This window comes from Myxococcales bacterium (assembly GCA_016706225.1).
In the GTDB taxonomy this organism is placed as follows: domain Bacteria; phylum Myxococcota_A; class Polyangia; order Polyangiales; family Polyangiaceae; genus JADJKB01.
Map to the genome: position 1 here is coordinate 1000857 of JADJKB010000003.1, position 22289 is coordinate 1023145.

At 67.4% G+C, this 22289-nt stretch carries 19 protein-coding genes and 1 tRNA gene; 8 read left to right on the forward strand and 12 right to left on the reverse strand.

What is annotated here, in order from left to right; translation table 11 throughout:
- Positions 1 to 369 precede the first annotated feature (369 nt).
- The 5 genes from IPI67_06055 to ruvC all read right to left on the reverse strand — a co-directional run bounded on the left by IPI67_06055 (position 370) and on the right by ruvC (position 7568).
- Positions 370 to 2574 (reverse strand): hypothetical protein, encoded by a 2205-nt coding sequence (locus IPI67_06055; protein ID MBK7579757.1) that lies wholly within the window; start codon positions 2572 to 2574, stop codon positions 370 to 372.
- A 250-nt stretch (positions 2575 to 2824) separates the two neighbouring features.
- A complete protein-coding gene (locus tag IPI67_06060) occupies positions 2825 to 3790 on the reverse strand; it encodes an alpha/beta fold hydrolase (GenBank protein ID MBK7579758.1) in 966 nt (321 codons plus the stop codon).
- Between the two features lie 18 nt (positions 3791 to 3808).
- Positions 3809 to 4495: an outer membrane lipoprotein carrier protein LolA gene (locus IPI67_06065; GenBank protein ID MBK7579759.1), complete on the reverse strand. Its 687-nt coding sequence runs from the start codon at positions 4493 to 4495 to the stop codon at positions 3809 to 3811.
- A 275-nt stretch (positions 4496 to 4770) separates the two neighbouring features.
- The gene (locus IPI67_06070; protein ID MBK7579760.1) at positions 4771 to 6876 is read right to left on the reverse strand and encodes a hypothetical protein; all 2106 of its coding nucleotides are present in this window, start codon (positions 6874 to 6876) and stop codon (positions 4771 to 4773) included.
- Positions 6877 to 6995: 119 nt separating this feature from the next.
- Entirely contained in the window at positions 6996 to 7568 is a 573-nt protein-coding gene (gene ruvC, locus IPI67_06075) for a crossover junction endodeoxyribonuclease RuvC (GenBank protein ID MBK7579761.1), read from the reverse strand.
- 126 nt (positions 7569 to 7694) lie between these two features.
- On the opposite strand from ruvC, the gene IPI67_06080 reads away from it, so the two are divergent.
- Both IPI67_06080 and IPI67_06085 read left to right on the forward strand, forming a co-directional pair.
- Positions 7695 to 8051, forward strand: coding sequence for a protein kinase (locus IPI67_06080; protein MBK7579762.1), 357 nt, complete (start codon positions 7695 to 7697; stop codon positions 8049 to 8051).
- A 127-nt stretch (positions 8052 to 8178) separates the two neighbouring features.
- Entirely contained in the window at positions 8179 to 8580 is a 402-nt protein-coding gene (locus tag IPI67_06085) for a hypothetical protein (GenBank protein MBK7579763.1), read from the forward strand.
- 3 nt (positions 8581 to 8583) lie between these two features.
- On the opposite strand, the gene IPI67_06090 is transcribed toward IPI67_06085, so the two are convergent.
- Both IPI67_06090 and IPI67_06095 read right to left on the reverse strand, forming a co-directional pair.
- Positions 8584 to 9561: an esterase gene (locus IPI67_06090; protein ID MBK7579764.1), complete on the reverse strand. Its 978-nt coding sequence runs from the start codon at positions 9559 to 9561 to the stop codon at positions 8584 to 8586.
- Positions 9562 to 9567: 6 nt separating this feature from the next.
- Positions 9568 to 10728 (reverse strand): teichoic acid biosynthesis protein, encoded by a 1161-nt coding sequence (locus tag IPI67_06095; GenBank protein ID MBK7579765.1) that lies wholly within the window; start codon positions 10726 to 10728, stop codon positions 9568 to 9570.
- Between the two features lie 128 nt (positions 10729 to 10856).
- Between IPI67_06095 and yhbY the strand changes: the two genes are divergently transcribed.
- The 3 genes from yhbY to orn are packed head-to-tail and all read left to right on the forward strand — an operon-like array spanning position 10857 to position 12263.
- Complete coding sequence (gene yhbY, locus IPI67_06100) at positions 10857 to 11174, forward strand: ribosome assembly RNA-binding protein YhbY (GenBank protein MBK7579766.1); 318 nt, start codon at positions 10857 to 10859, stop codon at positions 11172 to 11174.
- Positions 11175 to 11185: 11 nt separating this feature from the next.
- Positions 11186 to 11686, forward strand: coding sequence for a universal stress protein (locus IPI67_06105; protein MBK7579767.1), 501 nt, complete (start codon positions 11186 to 11188; stop codon positions 11684 to 11686).
- Position 11687: 1 nt separating this feature from the next.
- Positions 11688 to 12263, forward strand: a complete 576-nt coding sequence (orn, locus tag IPI67_06110; GenBank protein ID MBK7579768.1) for an oligoribonuclease — start codon at positions 11688 to 11690, stop codon at positions 12261 to 12263.
- Between the two features lie 6 nt (positions 12264 to 12269).
- On the opposite strand, the gene IPI67_06115 is transcribed toward orn, so the two are convergent.
- Positions 12270 to 13694 carry an FAD-binding protein gene (locus IPI67_06115; GenBank protein ID MBK7579769.1) on the reverse strand — a complete coding sequence of 475 codons (1425 nt, stop codon included), beginning with the start codon at positions 13692 to 13694 and terminating at the stop codon, positions 12270 to 12272.
- Positions 13695 to 13857: 163 nt separating this feature from the next.
- Here IPI67_06115 and IPI67_06120 point away from each other — a divergent pair.
- From IPI67_06120 to IPI67_06130, 3 genes are all read left to right on the forward strand, one after another.
- A tRNA-Ser gene (locus IPI67_06120) sits at positions 13858 to 13947 on the forward strand.
- 72 nt (positions 13948 to 14019) lie between these two features.
- Complete coding sequence (locus tag IPI67_06125; GenBank protein ID MBK7579770.1) at positions 14020 to 15186, forward strand: hypothetical protein; 1167 nt, start codon at positions 14020 to 14022, stop codon at positions 15184 to 15186.
- A 65-nt stretch (positions 15187 to 15251) separates the two neighbouring features.
- The gene (locus tag IPI67_06130) at positions 15252 to 16355 is read left to right on the forward strand and encodes a hypothetical protein (GenBank protein MBK7579771.1); all 1104 of its coding nucleotides are present in this window, start codon (positions 15252 to 15254) and stop codon (positions 16353 to 16355) included.
- Between the two features lie 23 nt (positions 16356 to 16378).
- On the opposite strand, the gene IPI67_06135 is transcribed toward IPI67_06130, so the two are convergent.
- From IPI67_06135 to IPI67_06150, 4 genes are all read right to left on the reverse strand, one after another.
- The gene (locus tag IPI67_06135) at positions 16379 to 17668 is read right to left on the reverse strand and encodes a cyclic nucleotide-binding domain-containing protein (protein ID MBK7579772.1); all 1290 of its coding nucleotides are present in this window, start codon (positions 17666 to 17668) and stop codon (positions 16379 to 16381) included.
- Between the two features lie 84 nt (positions 17669 to 17752).
- Positions 17753 to 18835 carry a peptidoglycan DD-metalloendopeptidase family protein gene (locus tag IPI67_06140; protein ID MBK7579773.1) on the reverse strand — a complete coding sequence of 361 codons (1083 nt, stop codon included), beginning with the start codon at positions 18833 to 18835 and terminating at the stop codon, positions 17753 to 17755.
- A 191-nt stretch (positions 18836 to 19026) separates the two neighbouring features.
- Positions 19027 to 20850, reverse strand: coding sequence for a signal peptide peptidase SppA (sppA, locus tag IPI67_06145; protein ID MBK7579774.1), 1824 nt, complete (start codon positions 20848 to 20850; stop codon positions 19027 to 19029).
- The gene (locus IPI67_06150) at positions 20851 to 22251 is read right to left on the reverse strand and encodes a tetratricopeptide repeat protein (protein ID MBK7579775.1); all 1401 of its coding nucleotides are present in this window, start codon (positions 22249 to 22251) and stop codon (positions 20851 to 20853) included.
- Positions 22252 to 22289: the final 38 nt, after the last annotated feature.

Below are 22289 nucleotides of genomic sequence, written 5' to 3' on the forward strand. Positions count from 1 at the left end.
CAGTTCCACCGCTCGACCCACCCGAGTCGTCACTTCCGCAAGCAGACACCGCAAAACACAGAGCCACCGAGCTCAAGAGCCAGACAGAACGCATTGATATTGACCTTTCAAAAGAAGACGCACGCCGAGCAACGGCTCAGGCCCCCCCGGCGCACGATTTGCGCACCCTAGATCGAATGGGCTTGCACTCCAAGGTGTTTTCCGATCGTTCGGCTGGCTCCCGGTGGAAGGCTCGGGAGGCCGATCGGCCGACCGGGCGAGCGGCAGGTCCCGCAAGACAAAAGCAAACGCCCCGGAGCCGATTGCTCGACCTCGGGGCGCTCGGGTGTCGCGACCGAGAGGTACCTCTCGGTCACCGTCCGTGTGCTCTCAGCGCACCCAGACGTAGCCGAAGGCAGGGATGTTCTTGTCGCCGTTGTCTGGAGTGCAGCCGGCGATGTTGCCGACCGAGGGCGCCGTGCCCGGGCCACACGGTGCAAGCTGACCACCGATGCCGATCCACGAATCAGGTGAGTTACAGTCGTTCTCCTGGTTGCTCACGATCCCGATGCGGGTGGCGGGCCAGGCGGTGGTGTTCGGCTGTGAGTTGAAACCCTCCTGATTGCAGTTGGCCTGGAGCGACGCGTTCGCGCCGATCAGACCCTTCCAGGCATTGCGACCGAGCACGGTCGCCGAGTAGGGCGCCGCAAACACTGCCGCGAGCGAGGTCGCAGTCTTTGGAATGACCAGGCTGGTGGTGGTGGCGCCCACGACCATCGTTGCGCGGACGTTCGTGAACGGAACGACGTTGAAACTCTGGAGCTTCGCTTCTGTCGTGTCGATGGCGGGGCTCGCCGCGTTCAGCAGCGTGCTGTTGGTCCACAGCGCGGCCTGGTAAGTGAAGGTCTGCAGGGCGCCATCGGCCTTGATCGCGAGCGTCCAGCCGCCTCCGTCGATCCGCTCGTCGCAGCCGACGTCGAACGGAGCACCGGCTCCGGCTCCGTCCGGGTCGATCGTGTAGACGCCGCTGATGCCGAGCGCGCTCTTGTTCCAGACCGAGTTGCTCGTCAGGTAGGCGTTGCAGTTCGCGGCGACCGCCGGACCCGCGTCGTTGGTCGAGCAGATCACCGAACCGGTGGTGGACATGGCAGCGTTGGCGTCGTTCCAAGTGCCGAACGTGCCACAGGCGCCGGTGAGGTAGAGCGCGTCGCCGGTGTTGTTGTCACCGTTGGGCTCGAAGCCGCCGCAGACCGTCGCGGGTGCGTCACCGTTCGTGTTGCGGCTGTCATTGATGTAGAAGCCGCAGGGCTGGCCCATACACCTGCCAGTCCAGTTCTCGAGCCCGACCGCCCCGTTCGTCTTCGGGAAGACGTTGACCAGATTCGGCGGTGCGCCGCCGTTCCAAGCCTTGATGGCCAGCGCGTGGGCGCGCGTGCGAGGCACGATCACCTCGAGACCGCGGGCCGCACAGAAGTTCCGGTAAGCCCCCTGAGTACCGCCAAGCGAAGCGTCCGTGAACTTCACCATCGTGTAACCGACACCACCGTCACTGGTCATGTCGCAATACACGGAGAGCTCGGGAAGCGGTCCCGCAGCGCCGTCTGGGTCGATCGAGGTGTTGCCATCGCCGATGCTCGGCACGGCCGCTTTCAGCGCCGCGCAGGACTTGTACGCGGTGCAGGTCTTGCCGTCGCCGAAGAAGGCCGGCTTGCAGGTGCAAGTGTACGAACCCGCCGTGTTCGTGCAGTCCGCCTTGGGGCTGCAGTTGTTGGTTGCGGCCGAGGCGCATTCGTCGATGTCGGCGCAGGTCGTGCCGTTGCCCGAGTAGCCCGCCTTGCAGGTGCAGATTGCGTTGCCCGACGTGTCGTCACACGTGGCGTTCGCATCACACGTCGTCTGCGCGCAGGTCGTCCCGCCGCCGCCGCCGGTGCCGCCCGTCGCGCCGCCGGTGCCGCCCGTCGCACCGCCGGTTCCGCCCGTCGCGCCACCTGAGCCGGCTGCGCCGCCAGTTCCGCCCGTCGCGCCGCCAGTTCCGCCCGTCGCGCCGCCAGTTCCGCCCGTCGCGCCGCCAGTTCCGCCCGTCGCGCCGCCGGTTCCGCCCGTTGCGCCGCCCGTTCCGCCCGTCGCGCCGCCGGTTCCGCCCGTTGCGCCGCCGGTTCCGCCCGTTGCGCCGCCGGTTCCGCCCGTTGCGCCGCCGGTGCCGCCCGTCGCGCCGCCGGTGCCACCCGTTGCGCCGCCGGTTCCGCCGGTCGCCCCACCGGAGCCAGCCGCTCCGCCCGTTCCGCCGGTCGCGCCGCCCGAGCCGGCCGCGCCACCCGAGCCCGCAACGCCGCCCGAGCCGGCCACACCACCCGAGCCCGCAACGCCACCCGAGCCAGCCACACCACCCGAGCCAGCCACGCCGCCGGTTCCGCCGGTTCCGCCAGTGCCGCCGCCGCCGACGCCCGTTCCGCCGGTTCCGCCCGTGGCCTTGCCTCCGGTTCCGCCGGTGGTCTTCCCACCGGTTCCACCGCTGGAACCACCCGAGTCGTCACTTCCACAAGCCGAGACCGCAAAACACAGAGCCACCGAGCTCAAGAGCCAGACTGAACGCATGGTATTGGACCTTTCTAAAGGGTGTGCGCGCCAAGCCGCGGCAACAGCCGAACCCCTCCGCGCACGAATTGCGGACGCTATTCCTTTGTTTCGCAGCTGAGAAGAGGATTCGGAAGGCCAGTGTTGGGGCGAAACGCAGACCTGGGGCGCGCCCAGATCACCCTCCACTCCCCCGCAAAATTCCCAACGGTTTCGCCGCCACCCGCGGCGGCCGTGACCCGGGCTAGGGTTGCGCCCGAGGAACCCAGCGTCAGTCCCTAGCCGCCAGCCAGTCCGCGAGCGGCGCAAACACGCGCTCTTGCGCGGGCCGGCTGATGAACAGATCGGCGTGGGCGAACCAGGTCTCGTCGTCCCCGACCGCGAGCTCGGTCGAGGCCGGCGCACGCATGACCTCGAGCGCGCTCCGCGCCGCGTCCGGCGGCACGATGCCGTCGCGGTTCGCCACCACGCACAAAAGCGGACGATCGATCTCGCCGAGCGCGGTCGTGATGTTGAGGCCATCCACCACCAGATCACCGGACTTGAACCAGCGTGCGATCTCGGAGTTGAGCTTCGGGATCGGATCCTCAACCGTGTCGATCAGCTCCTCGGGCTGGGACAGATCGACGATCGACGCGTTCATGTAGAGCGACAAGAGCCGAGGCGCACGTCGAGCGACGAGCGGCAACACGAACCCCGCCATGCGACGCGTCCCGGAGACCCGAAGCCGCCGCGTGAGCGTCGGCGATGCAAACACCAGCTTGAGCAGCGGGTTGGCGTTCAGCCAGCGCAACGGTGCACCGATTCCGACCACCGATCCAACTCCGTGCGTCTCGGGATGATGCGCGAGATACGCGAAGATGTACGTCCCGCCCAGGCTGCAACCGACGACGTCAACGCGGTCCGTTCCCGTCTCGGTGTGCTCGCGCACGTGGCGGATCGCCGTCGCCAGATCTTCCAGAGCCAGGACGCGAAAACCCACGTCCCGCCCTCCGCCGAGTGAGCGCGATTCGCCCTGGCCTCGGAGGTTGCTGGTCCAGACCTCGAACCCGCGCTCGACCAGGAACTCGATCATCGAGAGGCCGCTCGGGTGAAAACCGAGGGGCGTGGTGTTCATGCAATAGCCAGGTACGAGCAGCACGGGACGCCGGCGCGGGACGCCGAGCCCCGGGCGAACGTAGCGGCGCACATCCAGAGCCCACCCGGTGCTCTCGGGCCAGTGTCGATCGATCTGCATGCGGAAATCGGCCGCGGCTCAGGGCTTGATGACCTGGGTGCCCTGCGGAGGCTTGAAGTCGAACTCGCCCGCCGGGATCTTCTCGTTCACGGTCGGTGACACGAAGTCGAAGCGATTGCGGTTCCCCTGCGCATCCAGCAGCAGCACACGCCGCACCTGATACGTGCCGGAGTCGACATAGAGCAGGATCTTCTGGTAGGCGGGCGTCGCTTCCTTCGGCACGCCCTCGAGCACGTAGCCCCCCTCGAACTGCATCTGCTTGGCGTCGAGCTTGCGCAGCTTGAAGCTCTTCTTGAGGTTGCCGCCGCCGACCAGGAACGCGAGCGCCGCCGGGTACTGGCTCTTGCCCATCGACTGCTCGTACATCTGTTTGTTCTCGGCCTCGTAGACCTTGATGATCTTGCCGTCCGAGACCACGCGGTTGCCGTTGTTCGTGTAGCGCCAGCTCATCTTGCCGGGCTTCTCGAAGATCACGGTGCCGGCGCTGTCCTTGCGCTTGTTGTAGGCCTTGACCTGATAGCGTTGTTTGAAGCCCGACTTGAAGTTCTTGGTCTTGTCGTAGAACTTCTGCACGTTCTCGGCGACCTCGTTGGCGCTGGGTCCGCTCTTGGCTGCCGGCTTCGACTGAGCATCGGCGGTGGCCTGGATGACGAACGGAGTCGCGAGCGCGACGAGGACGGACAAGACTGCGTGGTGGAGCTTCATTTTCGGACGATCCTGCGAACTGCTACTTCCCTAACCCACAACGCCGGAATTCATTCGCGGCTAACACCGCCTCCGGCCTTCGATGGACCTGAGACGAGACAGCGCCCCGGAAGATTCGAGCGGAGGCGGTCCGCGGGGGCCTTTTAGCACAAGGCGCCGCGGCGGCATTTATTAGGGGTTTGCCCAAAGAATGCTGGCCGAGGAAGACCCCATGTCCCTCCCCCGTAGCACGCACCGGGGCTGGGCACCCGCCGGGGGGCGCCGAGCGCTCCCGTTCAGCACTGACGGCGGTAGACCTTGAGCGTCCAGGGCGAGCAAGAACGACCGCTCGAGTAGCGGACCTCGACGTTGGCGGTGAAGCTGTCGTCGCTGCCCGAGCTGTCGTCGCACCAGATGGTGATGATGTCGTTTCCCGGCGACGCCGAGTAGAAACCCACCGGGTCGGAGAAACATCCGGTGCCGGTCACGTAGAGGTCGTAGTTCACCCCGGTGGGCACCGTGAGCTCGAAGCGCACGGACACGTAGGCGCTGCAGCTCGAGGCCTCGTTCGCCGTGATCGTGAAGAACTGGCCTTGCGTACCAGTCTTCGTCAAGCTCGCCTCGTTCACGCAGCCAGAGCAACCGCACACGAAGCCGGAGCAAGCGTCAGCGTCCCAGGTTCCGAGGAGCTGCCCTGGTGCCGAGTTCGACGAACCCGAGTGTTTGGTCTCGCAGCCAGGGTTCGCGTTGCAGTCGCTGTAGCCCGAATTACACGAGGTGACCACGCAGCCGCCGCCCGAGCAGGTCGAAGAAGCGTTCGGGAGACTACACGGCCCTTCGTCGACGTTGCCGTCGCAGTCTTGATCGATGCTGTCGCAGATCTCGACATTGTTGCCCGTGTTGTCGCTGCAAGTGACGGCGTTCATGCCGTTGCACTGCCACTGGCCCTCGTTACAGAGATCCGTGTCCGAGCCGTCGCACGGTGTGCCGGGTGACTTTGAAAGCGTGCACGCGCCTCCGCACGAGTTGCTGCCCTCGTCGATCTTGCCGTCGCAGTTGTCGTCGGCGCCGTTGCAGGTCTCGACGTTGTTGCCGGTGTTGTCGGTGCACGACAGCCCGTTGAGCCCGTTGCACACCAGCTGCCCTTCGGCACACAGGTCCGTGTCGGGCCCGTCGCATCCCGCGCCCAGCACTCCGGACAGTGTGCACACTCCGCCGCACGCGTTGTTGCCCTCGTCGATCTTGCCGTCGCAGTTGTCGTCGACGCCGTTGCAGATCTCGACGCTGTTGCCCGTGGTATCGCTGCAAGTGACGGCATTCAGCCCGTTACAGGTCCACTGCCCTTCCGCGCAGAGATCGGTGTCCGGGCCATCACACGCAGTATTGGGTGTGTTCGAGAGGGTGCAGGCTCCGCCGCAGAGGTTGCCGCCGTTGTCGATCTTGCCGTCGCAGTCGTTGTCCTGGCCGTCGCAGGTTTCGCTTCCGGGCTGCGTTACCGCCACACACTCGAGCTTGCCGTTCTTGCAAGTCTGAGCGCCCAGCGAACAAACCCCCGAGAGTCCGGTGGAGCAGGTCGCGCCACCGCCCGGGTTGTTCTCGTCGTCCTGGTTGTTGCAGTTGTTGTCCTTGCCGTCGCAGATCTCGGTGGTCGGCACCACCTCGCCCTGGCAAGTACCCCACTTGCCGCCGGTGCAGGTCTGCAGACCGCTCTTGCAGAGACCCACGCCTTCGGTTGCCGATGGGCCCGAGTAACAAGTCTGCGTCTTGCCGTCCTGACAGCTACAGCCTTCATCGATGTTGCCATCGCAGTTGTCGTCGACGCCGTCGCACTTCTCCGTCGCGCTGCCGGTCTTCGGCGTGCAGGTCTGCGGCACGCCCTTCACGCAGTTTTCCACCGTGACCTGGCACACACCCTTGCCGCAGGTGGTCTGACCGAGCGCCTCGTCCACGAGGCCGTTGCAGTCGTTGTCCTTGCTGTCGCAGGTCTCGGCCGTGGCCGGCACGACCTCACCTTCACACGCGCCCCATTGCCCGGCCTGGCATTTCTGTTTGCCAGCCTTGCACTCGCCGACACCGTCGGTGCCCGGTGTGCCGCTGTAACAATTCTGTTCGTCGCTGCCGCTGCACTCTCCTCCGGCGTCGGAGCCTGCGTCGCTCCCGGAATCGGAAGCCCCGCTGCCGCCATCCTGCGCGCCGGTTCCACCACTGCCGCCCGTGCCACCCGTTGCCGCGGTGCCGGAGTCCCCAGCGCCGGTGCCGCCCGTGCCGCCCGTGGCACCCGCGTCCGTTCCTCCTTTGCCACCCCCGCCCGTCACGTCCTCGCCGGACGCACACGCAACTGCCAGCGCGGTGGCGAGACCAGGAACGAGCAGCAGCGAGACGGCCCGAACGATGCGACGCATTGCAAATACCTCCGGCCGGAGGGACACGCCTCCGAGGCCCAACGTGCGCCTATTTTCCCCTGATTCGCCCCACGGCGCCAACTTGGCCGGGAGTGGACCCATGAAACCGCGCTCAATCTTCAGGTGGGCACGCGACGCCGGGACGCGACCAAAGCGCGAATCGCCGCCTGCCCGCGCCGGTGTGCCCGCGCCTGCGGCTGCACGTGCGTCGCGAGTCGTTCCGCCAGAGGACCCAAGCGCAGGTGGGTGACCGCGAGCGCCAAGGCGTCGGCGGCGTCACCCGGCGGGAGCTCCGCGAGCGACAACACTGCGCGCACCATCAGCGCGACCTGGCGTTTGTCAGCCTGCCCGCGACCCGCAACCGTGCGCTTCACACGAGCCGGCGCGTACTCCGCGACGTTGACGCCGGCGCGCGCGAGGGAGAGCAACACGACTCCGCGCGCGTGACCGAGCTTCGCGGCGGCCTGGGCGTCCTTGTGGAAGAACAGGCTCTCGACCGAGCCGACGTCAGGTGTGTACCGAGTGATCACCTGCGCGAGCTCGGAGTCGATGCGCTGCAAGCGCCCGGCGAGGGCCATCTTGGCATCCAGGTGAATCACGCCGTGCGCGATGTGCCTCAATCGGCTGCCGCTACGCTCCACCACACCCCACCCGAGGTGCAGCGTGCCGGGGTCGATGCCGAGGGCGATCACGCATCGGTCGTAGCAGGGGTGGCGGTGAATGGAAAGTCTCTTGCCTCGATCGCCGCCGCAAGGTCGAGCAGAGGAGCGGTCAAGCCGCTTGCATCGCGGAACGGAGTGGCGCTAGCTCGGCTTGCATTGCAACAGGTAATCCCAGCACCCGGAATGGTCCTCGCCGAGCGGTACCGGCTGGATGAACAGATCGGACACGGGGGTTTCAGCCAGGTATTTCGCGCGACCGAGCTCCGGATCGGGCGCGAGGTGGCGATCAAGATCTTGAGCCAGGACAGCGTCGACGCCGCCGGCGAACAACGCTTTCAGCGGGAGGCGGAGCTGGCGCGGCAGCTGACCCACCCGAACACGGTGCACCTGCTGGACTTCGACCTCAGCCACCGACCCAGCCCGTTCATCGTGTACGAGCTGCTCAGCGGCGACACCCTGGAGCGGGTCGTCAAGCGTGATGGGCCGCTGGCCGAACGCCGCGCCTGGTGGTGAGCGTGCTGGCGTTCGCGGTGCTCGGGATCGCGGCGCTGCTCGCGTGGCGATGGCTGGCTCGCTGAGCGGAGACCCAGCCCTTCGATTTTGCGTCGCGCCGACCAGACGACGGTCTACCCTGGCAATCATGACGCACCAATTGAGGCTAGCCGCGCTCGTCCTGCTTGCACTGCCCACCTCGCTCGCCGCCTGTGGTGATGACGACAACGGAGGCGGTGGCACCGAGGCAGACAAGATCGGCGTCGGCGCGAGCTGCAACGTGAACGAGGACTGCGCGGTCAAGGGGCAGACCTGTCTGCCCTTCAAGGGCGGTTACTGCGGTCTCGCGGACTGCACCGCAGACGCCGACTGCCCGCAGGGTTCGGCCTGTGTGAGCCACGACGACGGCAAGAACTATTGCTTCCGCATCTGCCTCGACAAGTCCGAGTGTAACTACAACCGCCCCGTCGATCTCGCGTCGAACTGCTCGTCCAACGTCACGTTCGTCGAAGGCAAGAAGGGCAACAAGGCCTGCGTGCCCCCGAGCTGAGGACTACTTCGCGTGCTCGGCGAAGAAATCGAAGATTGCCTTGCTGGCGTCGAGCTCTCGGCTGACTCGGCCGACTGTGCGCTCGGGCAAATACTGCCTCCCGCCCGGCCAGGTGTGCCCACCGCCCTCGATCCGATAGAGGGCGACGGTCGTGCCATCGGCGCACCCTTCGCGCGCCTCGAAGCTGACGCGCGTGCCGTCGTCCGGATCGAGGTCCGGTAGCGTCCGCGGCCCCGAACGTCGGGTGCACGCCGCGTGTTTGGCGAACAGCTCCAGCGTTGCATCGGTCGAGAGCACCTCGCCACGCTCCTTGCCGAGCACGCGGATCTGTCCGCCGCGAAACGGTACGAGCGGATCTTCGGTGCCGTTGACCAGCAACACCGAGAGCGGCCGCTTCGGGGCGGTGTGCTCGAGGCCGACGGGGAGTCCCATGGTGACGGGCGCCACCGCTCGGATCCGCTCCGACAGATCGACGGCCAGCCGAAAGCTCATGGCACCACCGTTGCTGATCCCCGTGACGAACACCCGCTCCCGATCGACTCCCCACTTCGCGTGGGCGTGGTCGATCAGCGTCGAAATGTACCCCACGTCGTCGACGCCGGCTCGCTCGCGGGAGGCGCGATCGACGCTCGGTCGCCCGTCGTTCCAACCCTTGGCGACGCCCTGAGGAAACAAGAGGACCCAGCCCCGCGCGTCAGCCTCGCGCGTCAGCGAGAACTTGGTGAAGCTGTTGAAATACGCCGCCACGCCGCCGCCGCCGTGCAGCGCAATCACGAGCGGCACGGCGAGCGTGGGGGAGTGACCGGGCGGCAGGTGTACGAGGAAACTCCGCTCGCGCCCCTCATGTTCGAGCTGATGCTCGGTCAGTCCGGCACGCGCGCGGGCGCGACACGACAGGAGCACCGCTAGCACCAACACGACCGCGCCGAGCGCCGCGAAGTACCGGCGTCTGCGCCTGGCAGCGGGCGGCACGTCGCCCACCAGCCTTCAGACCTCGGTCGTCGACGCGCCGGCGTCCGGCTGGTCCGGCGTCCACTTGCCCATGGCCTCGGACTCCAGGCGGTCGGGGCCCGGCTCGTCCGCCGCGCGCCGACGGATCAGCTCGTCGACACACGCAAACAGCATCCCGTTGTCGTGGCGCTCGAAGCGCTCGAGGTTCGCCGTGAACTCGTCCACGCGCCCGAGAAAACCGGAGATCACGTCCTGACTCAGCTTGGGCGCCCACTGCCCGTAACCCAGCTGCTCCAGGTAGCGTGCGTTCAGCTCCTGTTCGTATTGCTGTTCGATCGGCACCGACAAGAGCGGAACGTGCAAACTCACGGCCTCGCTCATCAGCGAGAACCCGCCGCCGGCGATCACGGCGCGGGCAGTGCGCAGGTCGTCGACGAAGCCGTTCTCCGAGAACGGTCGCAGCGTGACGTTGCCGTCGGTGCCGTCCTTCCCCATGCCGTAGACCCGGAAGCGAAACGGCAGCTTCTTGAGCGTGGGTACCAGCTGCTCGTTGTTGCCGGCCGTCTGATAGACCAGCACGTGATCGCCGGGCTCGCGCCGCGCCGCCAAGATCTCCGGCCGCAAGATGGGCGGGACCAAGCTGGTGCGGCGTTTCTTCACCGGTGGGTAGAAGAAGCTCGTCACCAGGTAGTGGTAGGCGCCGGGCATCTTGATCTTCACCGCCAGCTTGGCGATGCGAAAGTTCATGCCTCCGGATTTCGTGAGCGGCTTTTCGTGCCGGCAGCGGTTGATGACCTGCATGTTGTCGATGCTGATCACCGGCAAAAAATGGTTCAGCGCGTAGAAGGCCGCCCAGGACTCGAAGTCGCTGATCACCAGCTCCGGCGTGAAGCCGTCCTCGGCGACCTTGCGGTACACCTCGATGTTCTTCTTGATGCCCTTCGGTGCGTCCTTCAGGTTCTCGAACAGACTCTCGGACTTGTCGAGGCGGTTGCCGAAGTAACGCAGGCTCAGCCCGTGGATCTCCTCCACCGTCAGCCGGTCGCGCCCCGCCAGACGATCCGTCAGGAACTTGTGGGCACGGCCGGACACCACGACCTTGATCTCGTGACCCGCCGCCAGAAGGTGCTCGAGGACCACACGACTGCGAGTCGCGTGCCCCATGCCTTCGCCCACGACCCCATAAAGAATCCGCATTTCAGAACCTCCGACGGGCCGAGCGTCGTCCGTGTGGCGCGCCCGGTCGAGCGGGGGCAAATGTTCACCGCTTCTCGGATCTCGGAACGCGAGCGTCCGCCGGAAATCCGTGCCAAGACTCCGCCGCCGTGACCCGCCCCCTGACCGGAAAACAGCGCCGCCACCTGCGCGCCCTCGCCCACCACCTCGATCCGGTGATCCAGATCGGCAACGCCGGAGTGACCGAGGGATTTCTCGCCGAGCTGGGCCGAGCGCTGCACACTCACGAGCTGGTCAAGGTGCGGGTGGGCACCGAGAGCCCCATCACCGCAACCGACAGCGTCCTGCCCATCGAAACCGGGACGAAGTCCCAGGTCGCACAGGTCATCGGGCGCACGCTGATCGTGTATCGCCGGCGCCAGAAAGATCCGAAGATCGTGCTGCCTAAGGAAGCCGGCAAGAAGTAGACTCAGGCCTCATGCCGCAAGCCGCGCGACCCACCGCGTTCAAGACCATCCTGGTGGCCACGGATCTGTCCGAGACCGGCGCCCACGCGCTCGACTACGCCCTGTGTCTGGCGTCCGAACGCGACGACGCGGCGCTGCACGTCGTGTACGTCGCCGGAACGCGCGGCGACCTGCTCGAGGTCACCACGCCAGAAGGCAGCGCGGAGATGACCGCGGGAGCCGCCGCCAAGTACCTCGCCGATCACGTCGAGCGCGCACGAGTCGACGCCATGAAAGAAGGCGAGCCCATCGAGAGCGGGCGAGTCAGCGTGCACGTGCGCTCCGGTGTGGCCGACGACGAGATCGTCACCTTGGCCGAGAAACTCGCGGTGAGCCTGATCGTGCTCGGCACCCACGGGCGCCGTGGGCTCCGAAATCTGGTGCTCGGCTCGGTGGCTGAGAGTGTGCTGAAAGTCGCGACCCGCCCGGTGCTGGTGGTGAGGCCCAAGGCCTATCCTCCACCCGAAGAATGACATGACCGAGGCGTCACGAATCGAGCGCGTTCAGAGCGCCACGAACCTGGTCTGGCTCGATCTGGAGATGACCGGGCTCGATCCGACCCGGGACGTCATTCTGCAGGCCGCGCTGGTGGTGACCAACGCGGCGCTCGAGTCCCTGGAGGAGTATGCGGCGGACGTGTGGCAACCCGAGGCCGCGCTCGCCAGCATGGTGCCCTTCGTGCGCGAGATGCACCAGAAGACGGGGCTGTCGGCGCGCATCGCTGGGTCGAAGACCGATCTCCGGGCCGTCGAGCGGCAGTTGATGGAACGTGTCACTGGCTGGTGTCCGTACGGAGCCGTGCTCTGCGGCAACAGCGTTCACAACGACAAAGCCTTCATCGACCGCTGGATGCCGGCGCTCGCGGGGTATCTCTCGTATCGTCTGGTCGACGTGTCGAGCTTCAAGGTGCTGGCAAAGCTCTGGTACGGGCCAGACGCCGTGTTCAAGAAGCCCAAAGAGGGCGAGCACGACGCGATCGTCGACATTCGCAACAGCATCGCGGAGCTGGCGTTCTACCGCGAACGACTCATGCGACCCGCTTCGGGTTGACCGCGCTCAACACGCCCGATGCGAGCTGCCGGCGAAGATCTTCCCGGGATTCAAGAGCCCCTGCGGATCGAACACGCGCTTGATGTCTCGCTGCAAGGTGATCAGCTCCGGTGACTGCTCGAGGGACAGATAGGGGGCCTTGAGCACGCCGATGCCGTGCTCGCCACTGAGGGTGCCCCGGAGCTCGATCACGTCGCGGAAGAGTCGTTCGATGGCCCGCTGCACCGCCGGCTCCTCGTCCGCCTCGTCCCACAGGAAGTTCACGTGCAGGTTGCCGTCTCCGGCGTGCCCGTAGGTGAGGTGGCGAACGCCGGATTTTTCCGCGTGCGCGGCCACCCGCTCGAGCAGCTCGGGGATCTGCTGTCGGGGCACGACCACGTCTTCGCTGAGTTTGTGGCGGGAGAGCTTGCGCACGGCGCGGCTCATCTCGCGGCGAGCCGCCCAGAGTTTCTCCCGCTGCCCGGCATCTGCGGCTACCAAGATTTCGAGGGCGCCGTCGCAGGCATTGCCGACGCGTTCGGCCTCGCGCTCGGTCTCGCTCGGCTCCCCATCGACCTCGAGCAAGAGCAGGGCCCCCGCCCGCTCGGAGAGCTCGTTGCCCGCCGCGCGCATCGCCGCGAGGGTGTGCGAGTCGAGCAGCTCGATGCAGCGGGGGATCACGCCGGCGCCGGTCATGTTGGCAACCGCCGTGCTGGCGGCTCGCACATCCGGAAACAACGCGAGCAGTGTCATCACGCTCGGCGGCTTCGGCACCAGCCGCAGGGTGACGTCACCAAAAACCGCGAGGGTGCCTTCACTGCCGACCAGGAGCGCGGTGACATCGTAACCGGTCACCCCCTTCACGGTGCGACGCCCAGCCGCGATGCGCTGACCCCCCATCAAGAAGGCCTCGACCCCGAGCACGTACTCTCGCGTCACTCCGTACTTGAAGGCGCGGGGACCGCCGGCGTTCTCCGCCACGTTGCCGCCGAGCGCGCAGCTCTCGACGCTGTTGGGATCCGGCGGGTAGAACAGTCCCTCGCGCTCCACCGCAGCATGCAGATCGGCGAGCACGACTCCGGGCTGAACGACGGCGAGCATCTCGCGTGGATCGATCTCCTTGATCTGATTCATGCCGAGAGTGGAGAGCACGATGCCGCCCGCGGTGGGCACGGCGCCGCCGGTGCGGCCAGTGCCCGCGCTGCGCGGAGTGATGGGGACCTCGGCGTCCCGCGCGACGGCGAGTGCCGCCAGGATGTCGGCGCTCGACTCGGCGCGCACCACCGCGAAGGGCACGTGGCCACGCGCCTCGGACTCATCCTCGGCGTAGGCAGCGCACGCCTCGCGCTCGGTGAGCAGCTTCGACGGCCCGAGGGCGCGCTCGAGCAAACGCAGCGCCTTTTCACGCGCAGCGGGACTCGGCAGCCAAGGCTCCGGCGTTGGGCTGGACATGCCGAAAAACCATAGCGGAAGCGCCGAGACGCCGCCCGGCCAGCGGAGTTTTCATGCGCTTTGTGGCGCGCGGCGCGGAGTCCGAGGGGCGAGCCGCTCCCAGATCTTGACGGCGCCCGCGCTGCGGGTACCTTCTCGGCCTCCGCAGGCCGAAAGACCACCTGGAGAGGTGACCGAGTGGCCGAAGGTACCCGCTTGCTAAGCGGGCGTGGGGGAAACTCCACCGAGGGTTCGAATCCCTCCCTCTCCGCCAACCGCCTCGCGCGCGTTCGTCTCGGCCTTCTCGGACGAACGGCCGCGCCGTGAGTCGGCAGGGAGGACTGTCATGTCGAGGGCCTGCATCTCAGGGATTGTTCTCTTGGCTGTGATCGCGGGTTGCGGCGGTTCGACCGCTGGCTCCGGGACCGGTGGCAGCGGCGCCATCGGCAGCGGCGCGGCGGGCGGCAGCGGTGCGACAGGCGGAACGGCGGGCACGAGCCCAACGGGCGGCGGCGGCAGCAGCGGAAGCGGCGCAAGCGGCGCAAGCGGGGGCACCACTGGCACCGGCGCAACCGGCGGCGGCGGCTTCGGCGGCGGCACGCCGCCCGCGGGCACGAGCTTGGCGGTGCGACGTGTGTTCCTCGGCGACACGGACACGAACTCGATCCCCGACCCGACGGCTTGGAGGAAGTTCGGAATGAACCTGGACGGCCTCGTCTCGACGAAGACCGACACGGCACACTGCAAGGTTCAGGCGGGCGGCGTCAAAAGTTTCATTCAGACCGACGGGGACAACGGCATCGACAACTCCTGGGGCAGCAACCTGATGCCGATCATGAAGTCGCTCGCGGCCGATCCGAGCAAGAACGTCAACGACGGCATCGCCGCTGGAGGTCCGACGCTCATGCTTTCGATCGCGGGTTTGACGACGGCTCCTGATCAGAGCGGGCTATCCGTCGCGAGCTACGCGGCAGCGCAGTTCAGCGGTGGCATCCCCAAGTGGGACGGCAGCGACGTTCGGTTGACCCGCTTCGAGTCAGTGAGCGGCGGCAACATCAATCAGCCCCTCACCTCGTTCCCCGCGAGCCTCGTCGCCGGTGGTGTTCTCTCGGCGGGACCCCCGACCACGATGCAATTCCCGCTGCAAGGCGATCTGATCCTGTTCGGTGACCTGCGGATCCATCTCGCGCGAGTCAGCGCCACGATCACCGGAGTGGGAGGCTCCGCCAAGGCCACTGCGGGGATCGTCGCTGGGGTGATCGACACGGAGGAGATGGTCGTAGAGCTGAAGAAGGTAGCCGGCAGCTTCGACCCGACGCTGTGCTCCGGCGCCACCTTCGACTCCATCGCCCAGCAGATCCGCGCCGCCAGCGACATCATGAAGGACGGCACCAACGGTGACCCGACCAAGACCTGCAACGGCATCTCGATTGGGCTCGGCTTCGAGGCGGTCGCGGTGACCCTGGCCGGTGTCGCGCCGCAGCAGCCGCCGACTCCGGATCCGTGCAACTGAGGCGTCGCCGCCGCAGGTACCCGGTTGCGCGTCGTGCGCGACCGCCTCGAGGTCTCGGCATCGCATTGCTCCTCTTCGCGCTGCACGGCGCGCTGGCTCTCGCGTGTGCACAGACCGCGCCCGAGTCCAGAGCTCGGCCCGTGGCGGTTGCGCCGCCGCCTTCGCGCGCGACCGCGGAGCGCGCCCGTGCTGCGTCGCGCTCGGCAGAGAGTGATGCAGCGACCGCCCCGACGGAAGCGCCAGAGCTCGATCCCATCCTGCTCGAAACCGAGGCCGCGACGCCGGTGCCGGACGCGCCGCCCAAGATCAACATGACGGGCGCCGCCGCTCTGGTCTGGGTCCCCGACGACAAGGCGCGCTTCGCCGTGAAGAGCGTGTTGATCGAAGCGGCGGGGCGTGGTGCACGCGTCGTTGCCACACGCAAAGAGCCAGTGCTCGTGGGACAGCGCGAGCTCTGGGTGTTACGAAAGAAACGCCTGACCTCGCGCGCATGCGCGGAGTGCGAGCTGTGCAACTCGGACCCGCCCGCATGCAAGAAGAACAGCCTGGTCGACATCGAGGAGCCGTTCCTCCAGAGCCTGGGTTCGAAGAAGACCCTCGAACCGTGGAGTGGCGAGTACACACCGATGGATGGCTGCCAATCGGGCGTCGGAGATCACGAGATCGAGCTGACTCTCCACGGCGGCGTCGGCCGCTTCTATTTCTTCAGCGTGAGCACCTCGCTGCAGTTTTGCTGCGGGGCTCATCCGACCTACGGCGACAGCACAATCACCCTCGACGTGGACTCGAGTCAGAAGGTGACCCTGAGCTTTCCGGCGGAGGTGCAGGGCGCGCTCGCCAAGCGCGCCCACGCGGAGCTAGCTCCGGGGTGTGTGATGGACGCGCACGAGAAGCCCGAGCCGTACCGCGCGCTGGCCGCCTACGCAGCGAACGGTGAGCTCACGGGGTTGTTCGACTACACGATGTCGGCGCCGTACGCGTGCGGGACCGGTCCGGGACACTATTCCGTGGTCTCGGAGCAGAGCTCGGCGTGGATCCCGCCGGAGCTCGCGGCCTACGGAAAACTCCCGGCCTGGGTCGCGAGCTACGCCGCCGCGGCCGGTGCGAAGTACGCCTTCATGGTGAGCGCGGCGAGGCTCGGCGCGGTCAAGCGCGAGCTCAAGCGCTGAGACCAACCTTCGGCGCCGCGGTCTCAGGGGCGACGGCTGAACGGTGACGCAACGACCTCGTCGCCCCAGCTCTCGACGAGGGTGTCCGGGGCGGCATCACGCCCCGTGCTCAGCCACTCCGTCGTCTCGTCGAGTCGCAGGCTCTGGCGCACACCCAGGTTCCACAGGAACTTCACCGCCAGCACGGGGTTGTGCTGGAAGAGCGGGTAGAGCGCCTCGCGCGTGAGCACCAGCAGCCGACTTGGCTCGAGGGTCACGACCGTGGCGGAGCGCGGACGGTTGGTGAGCAGCGCCATCTCGCCGAAGTGGCTGCCTTGCCCGAGCTCGGCCAGGCGTTTGCGCCCTCGTTCGACGGCGGCGCGCCCGCTGGCGATGATGTAAAACGCCGCGCTTGCCTCGCCCTCGCGAATGATGACCGTCCCGGCGGGTTGGTCCTCGGAGCGCAGCGCGCCGATCACCTCGAGCAACTCCGAGTAGGTGAGCTCTCGGAGGACTTCGATGCCCGAGAGCGCTCGAAGCGCCTGGGTCACCCGGCTGAGCCGCACCGAGTCTTCGCCTGCCGGTGGTGCTTCCGGTGAGACTTCGAGCACGATGACACTGATGTTGTCCTCACCGCCGGCTTCGTTGGCTGCGTCGACGAGCCGGTCCGGGGCGGTCGAGAACTTCTCGAGGAACGGCCGCAGCTCGCTGGGTTCGACGAAGTAACCGTGGAGCCCATCGCTGCAGAGCATGAGCCGGTCGGCGGGCAGCAGGTCGAAGCTCAGCGTGTCGATGTCGACGTGCGGGTGAGGTCCCACCGCGCGGGACAACATGTTGGTGGCGAAATTCTCCATCGCCTCCGCGCGCGGCATGCCGCGGCGCATCGCCTCGGCGAGGAAGGTGTGGTCGTTGGAGATCTGGTGCACCTGTCCGCCGCGCATCAAATAGAGGCGGGTATCACCGACGTGAGCCAGGGCCGCCTTGCCACCGTAGATGCAGAGCGCGGTGCAGGTGGTTCCGGCTCCGCGTCGCGACGTATCGTCAGCACCCAGCTCGTACACCCGAGTGTTCGCCCGCTCCACGGCATCCCGCAACAGCTCGGCGAGGGCCGCGGCACGAAGCTCGGGCTCGATCTCCGCAATGCCCGGGAGACGCGCGGCGACCCGCTCACGGATGGCCTCGATGGCGGCGTTCGAGGCGACCTCGCCGGCGGCGTGGCCACCCATGCCGTCACAGACGACGAACAGGCCCAGGCCCTCGTCGACCAAAATTGCGTCCTCGTTCCCCTGACGTCGGCGGCCGACGTCGGTCTTGGCTTTGGCAATGACCCGCACGCGCGCCACGATATCGGGGCGGCGGCCGGCTGCAACGGGGACGCTGGATCCGAGCGTTTTTAGGCCCAGACGGGCGGCGGCGGGTCAGGGGCAGTTGCCGCTCTTCACCGTCTCGCCGGTGTTGGGCACGTGGTCGCCTCCGACGTCGACGAACTTCAGGGGGATCGACTGACACGAGTACTTCCCGCAGTCGTCCATGCGCATGACGTGAGCGTGAGGGCCGGTGGAGTATCCCGTCGAGCCGGATAGACCGATGACGGTGCCGCGCTTCACCGTCTGCCCGAGGCTCACGTTCACCTTGTTGAGGTGTTTGTAGGTCGAGAGCTTCCCGTCACCGTGCAATATCACCACGTAGTTCGCGTAGGGGAAGCACGACGAACCGCCGCCGTTGTAACAAGGGTCCCCGGGGCCGGTCTTGTTGTACAGATACTTCACGACGCCGTCGGCCATGGCGACCATCGGTGTGTTGAGCCCGATGGAGAAATCGTAGGCGTAGGCGCTGTTGCCTTGATGGCTGAAGCTGCCGAAGTTGCCCTGGGCAATCTTCGCCGACTTGCCGCAGGCGAGCGGAAGGTAGTACCCGTCGGGCGCCGTGACGACCGGAGGCTTCTCGAGCGTACACGTGGCGAATTGCGCAGAGACGTAGCCAGTGACGTTGGGTGCCTTGATCTGGAACCAGACATCGTTACCGCCGACGACCTCGCCTTTCACCTGGGCGAGCACGTCCACGATGGCGCCGTCGTCGAGCTGACCTACCGCAGCTTTGGCGGTGGACGGAGTGGGGCGCACGTTGAGCATCGCGCCGGCCGCGACGTGGATCTTCACGCGCGGGCAGGCGTTGGTGGTGCCGCCGGTGCCGCCGGTCGCCGTTCCGCCGCTGCCCGTGGTGCCGCCGGTCGCCGCGCCGCCGCTGCCCGTGGTGCCGCCCGCCCCCGCATCGTCGCCAGCCCCCGCAGCGCCGGCCATGCCCGCCATGCCCGCCATGCCCGCGGCACCGGCCACGCCGGCCTCGCCCCCGCTCGCCCAGCCGCTTCCGCCACCTCCAATCGAGCTGCCCGCTCCACCGGAACCCGTCTGCGCGGGCTCGGCGCCCTCACCGGAATCGAGGGTGCAGCCGGAGAGCAGCAGGGTCGAAGCCAGCAGCGAGACGGTCGGGAAGAGGCGCATCCCACTCCGACTTTGCAAGCGCCGGACCACGGGTGCCGCCGCAGTTTCGCGGGAAAACCCAGAAGAGGACCGCACCCCGTGGCCCCCGCGCCAACTTCTAGTTGGCGCGGGCGGTTGCGCGCGTTCGGGCGCGGCCGACCGTGAGCGAAACCCTGCGGGCGAAGAGAGGCTCGAGGCCGGCAGTCTCTCCGTCAGCGAACGACGAGCGCAAACGGCAAGGTCGTCAGTACGGTCTCGTTGGCGAGCAGCGGCGCAAGGCCCGCAACGAACGGGCGGAGCTCCGACGCCACGCCAGCCGTGAAGGGCTCACGCGCGAGGGCAACACGAGCGACGGCGCCTTCGACTGCCTTGGCGTCGGCAGCTTCACCCAAGATCAACGACTCGAACAGGCTGTCGTCTTTGCCAACGACCTCGACCGGTGCTCGTTCATCGAGCTTGCCGAGCTCACGCGCGACCTGAAGCGCACGGGCGAGCCCTCCGAGCTCATCGACGAGCTTGCGATCCAGCCCCTGCTGTCCGCTCCAGATGCGGCCTTCGGCGGACTCACGGATCTTCTCGATCGGAAGCTTCCGGCCTTCTGCCACGCGTTCGAGAAACAGCTGGTAGACCTCGTCCATCTGCTTCTGAACGCGCACGCGGGTCGGATCGTCCCAGCGCGCGAGCCCGGAGAGATACGTGGCGCGTGCCGCCGCCCCGGGCTCTGGGCTGGCCGGAAAAGTGACGGTGTTGATGCCGTACTCGGCGAGCGCGTCGTTCAAGACGATCTTCCCGCCGAGCACACCGATGCTGCCGACGATGCTGGTAGGCTCGGCGATGATGCGCTCCGCCGCGCAGGCCAGGTAGTACCCGCCGCTCGCCGCCATCTCACCCACCGAGGCGATGATCGGTTTCTTCTTGCCTAGCTCGCGCAGCTCGTACCAGAGCAGGTCGCTCGCGAGCGCCGAGCCGCCGGGTGAGTCGATGCGCAGCACGACCGCCTTCACCGAGTCGTCCTTGGCGACCTTGCGCAGCGTCTTGGTCAACGCCTTGGCGGTGATGCCACCCCCGTCGAGCAGACCCCCCGGGGCCATGCTGATCGAGCCTTCAGCCGGCACCAGCGCGATGTGAGGGCGTCCACCTGCGCTGTCGTCCGCGCCGGACAAGATGCGGATCAACTCGGCGATGTCGGGCCCGTCACCCTTCTCGCTGCGCGCGCCAAATCCCCCGCTCACCCGCTCGGTGCCGGCGCGCTTCTTGGCCTCGTCGAGCGCCTCGGATTCGTAGCCGAGGGCGTCCACCAAGCCGCGCTCCTTGGCTTCCCGCGGCGACCACGGCCCGTGCTCCATGTCCGAGCGGAGCTGCGGATTTTTCCGCGCTGCCTCGACGCCGTCCAACCAGCTCTTGCGGATGGATCCGAGAGTCTCGGTGAGGGCGAGGCGTGCCTCGTCGCTCGGCCCGTCCCGTGTCATGGGCTCCGACGCGCTCTTGAATTTTCCGACGTGGAGAAAGTCGGCACCGATCTTGAGTTTGTCGAGCGCGGACTTGAAATACACCATCTGGCCGGCGATGCCGACGGACGCGATCTCACCTGCCGGCGACAGCCAGATGCGATCACACCCCGCCAGCGCCACCCACGCGCCCGCATTGTCGAGGCCGTGAGCGTGGCACACGACGGGTTTGCCAGCTTTCCGGATCTCACCGAGCAGCCCGCCAACCTCCCGTGCCCGCGCAAAGCCCACCGCGCGCTCACCCAGCCGCACGAACACACCCTTCGCGTCTTGATCGTCCCGCGCGCGTTCGAGCGCGCGAACCAGACCGACGTAAGTGCGGGACGCGGGCATCGGGAACAGCCCGCCGCCCGCGGACTCTGGTGCGCCTTGGGTGAGATCGATCTCGACCAGCTTGCCGGTAGCACGACCGAACAACGACGAGCTCGCCTTGGAGCCGGATGCCCCGTACGAGCCACTGCGCGGGCGTCCCTCACACGAGAGTGCGAGCGCCGCGCCGACGAGCAGTGCGAAGGAGGCTCGCCGCACTTATTTCACCCCAGGCAGATCGGAGGTGTCGATCTCGGGTTTGTCGTCCGGCTTGGGCTCTGGCTTGGGCTCTGGCTTGGGCTCTGGCTTGGGCTCTGGCTTGGGCTCTGGCTTGGCAGAACCGCTGCTCGGTGGTGGCGGCGCCGGTCCCTCGCCCTCGGCGAGCCGCGCCGCTGCCTTCTGCCCGTAGGCCGTGCCCGAGCCCGCTTGTTCGAGCACCCGCCGATACAGCGTGAGCGCTCCCTTGCGATCACCCGACTCCCACTTCTGATCCGCGCGCGCGACGAGCGCCGGCAGATAGCTCGGGTTCTCCTTGAGAACCTTGTCGTACATCTTCGCGGCGGTCTCGGGGTCCTTCTTTGCTTTCGCCACGTCCGCCAGACCCGACAGCGCCTCGGTGTTGCTGGGTTCTTTGGCCAGGACCTCGTTGTAGAGCTGCTCGGCGCGGGTCAGGTTGCCGCCCTTGAAGGCCTGCGACGCGAGCTGCAGCTTCACGCGGAAGTCGCCCGGTCCACCCTTGGGCGGCTCGTCGTCCGCAATCACCCCGCCGGCCCCCGAGGTGTCGAGCATCGGCAAGCTCGCCGGATCGACGGCCGCGATCTCGGCGCCCGCGTCGATGCCACCGTCCGTCACCGCAGCGACGCGCTTCAAGAACTGAGCAAGGTCATCGTGAAGCGCCTGGCCTTCGGCCTTGGCGGCGTGTTTGTCGAGCTCCGTCTGAGCCTGCTCCGTCTGTCCGGAGCGGGCTAGCGAGTAGATCAACGCGGCGCGTGCCCGACCCAGCCCTCGCTCGCTCTGGGCTGCGCTCTGCAGTCGATCGATCACACTCGCCCAAACGGGCTGTGACTCGGCCAGATCCAGCGCCGCGAGCACGTACGCATTCTCACCGGTGGGGCTCGACGAGAGCGGAGCGACCAAAGCGCGGGCCTCTTTCAGCTCGCCCGCCAGCCGAAGAATGTCCACCTGGGAGCGGACGACGGCGGGATCGTCGGGAGCGACGGCGACCGCGCGTGAGAGCGCCTCTTTCGCCTTCCCCACTCGCAGCCCGAGCTGTCGGTGGGTGTTTTGGACCAGCTGTTTGTCCTGCGGATCGAGCAACCGCAACCGAAGCCACAGGCCGTCGGCGCGCATCGCCTCGAGGCGAGCGAGCGCCGCGAGCACGGCTGGATCCTTGTCGCCGAGCACCGTGGCTTTGTCGAGCTCACCCCGCGCACCCTCGAAGTCACCGTCATCGAGCTTCTTCTCGGCCTCGGTGAGGAACGCCGCGACGCGCCCGTCAGCGCTCGCCTGAGGTTGGGGCGAGGCCTGGCGGTATTGCTCGAGGTAGCGCCGCCCGACGGTCGCCGCGAGCAACACGGCTACGCCCACCAACACCAGCCCGGCGATCCAGCGCGAACGCACGCGGCGCGACGCGGGACCGGGCAGATACAGCGAGGCTT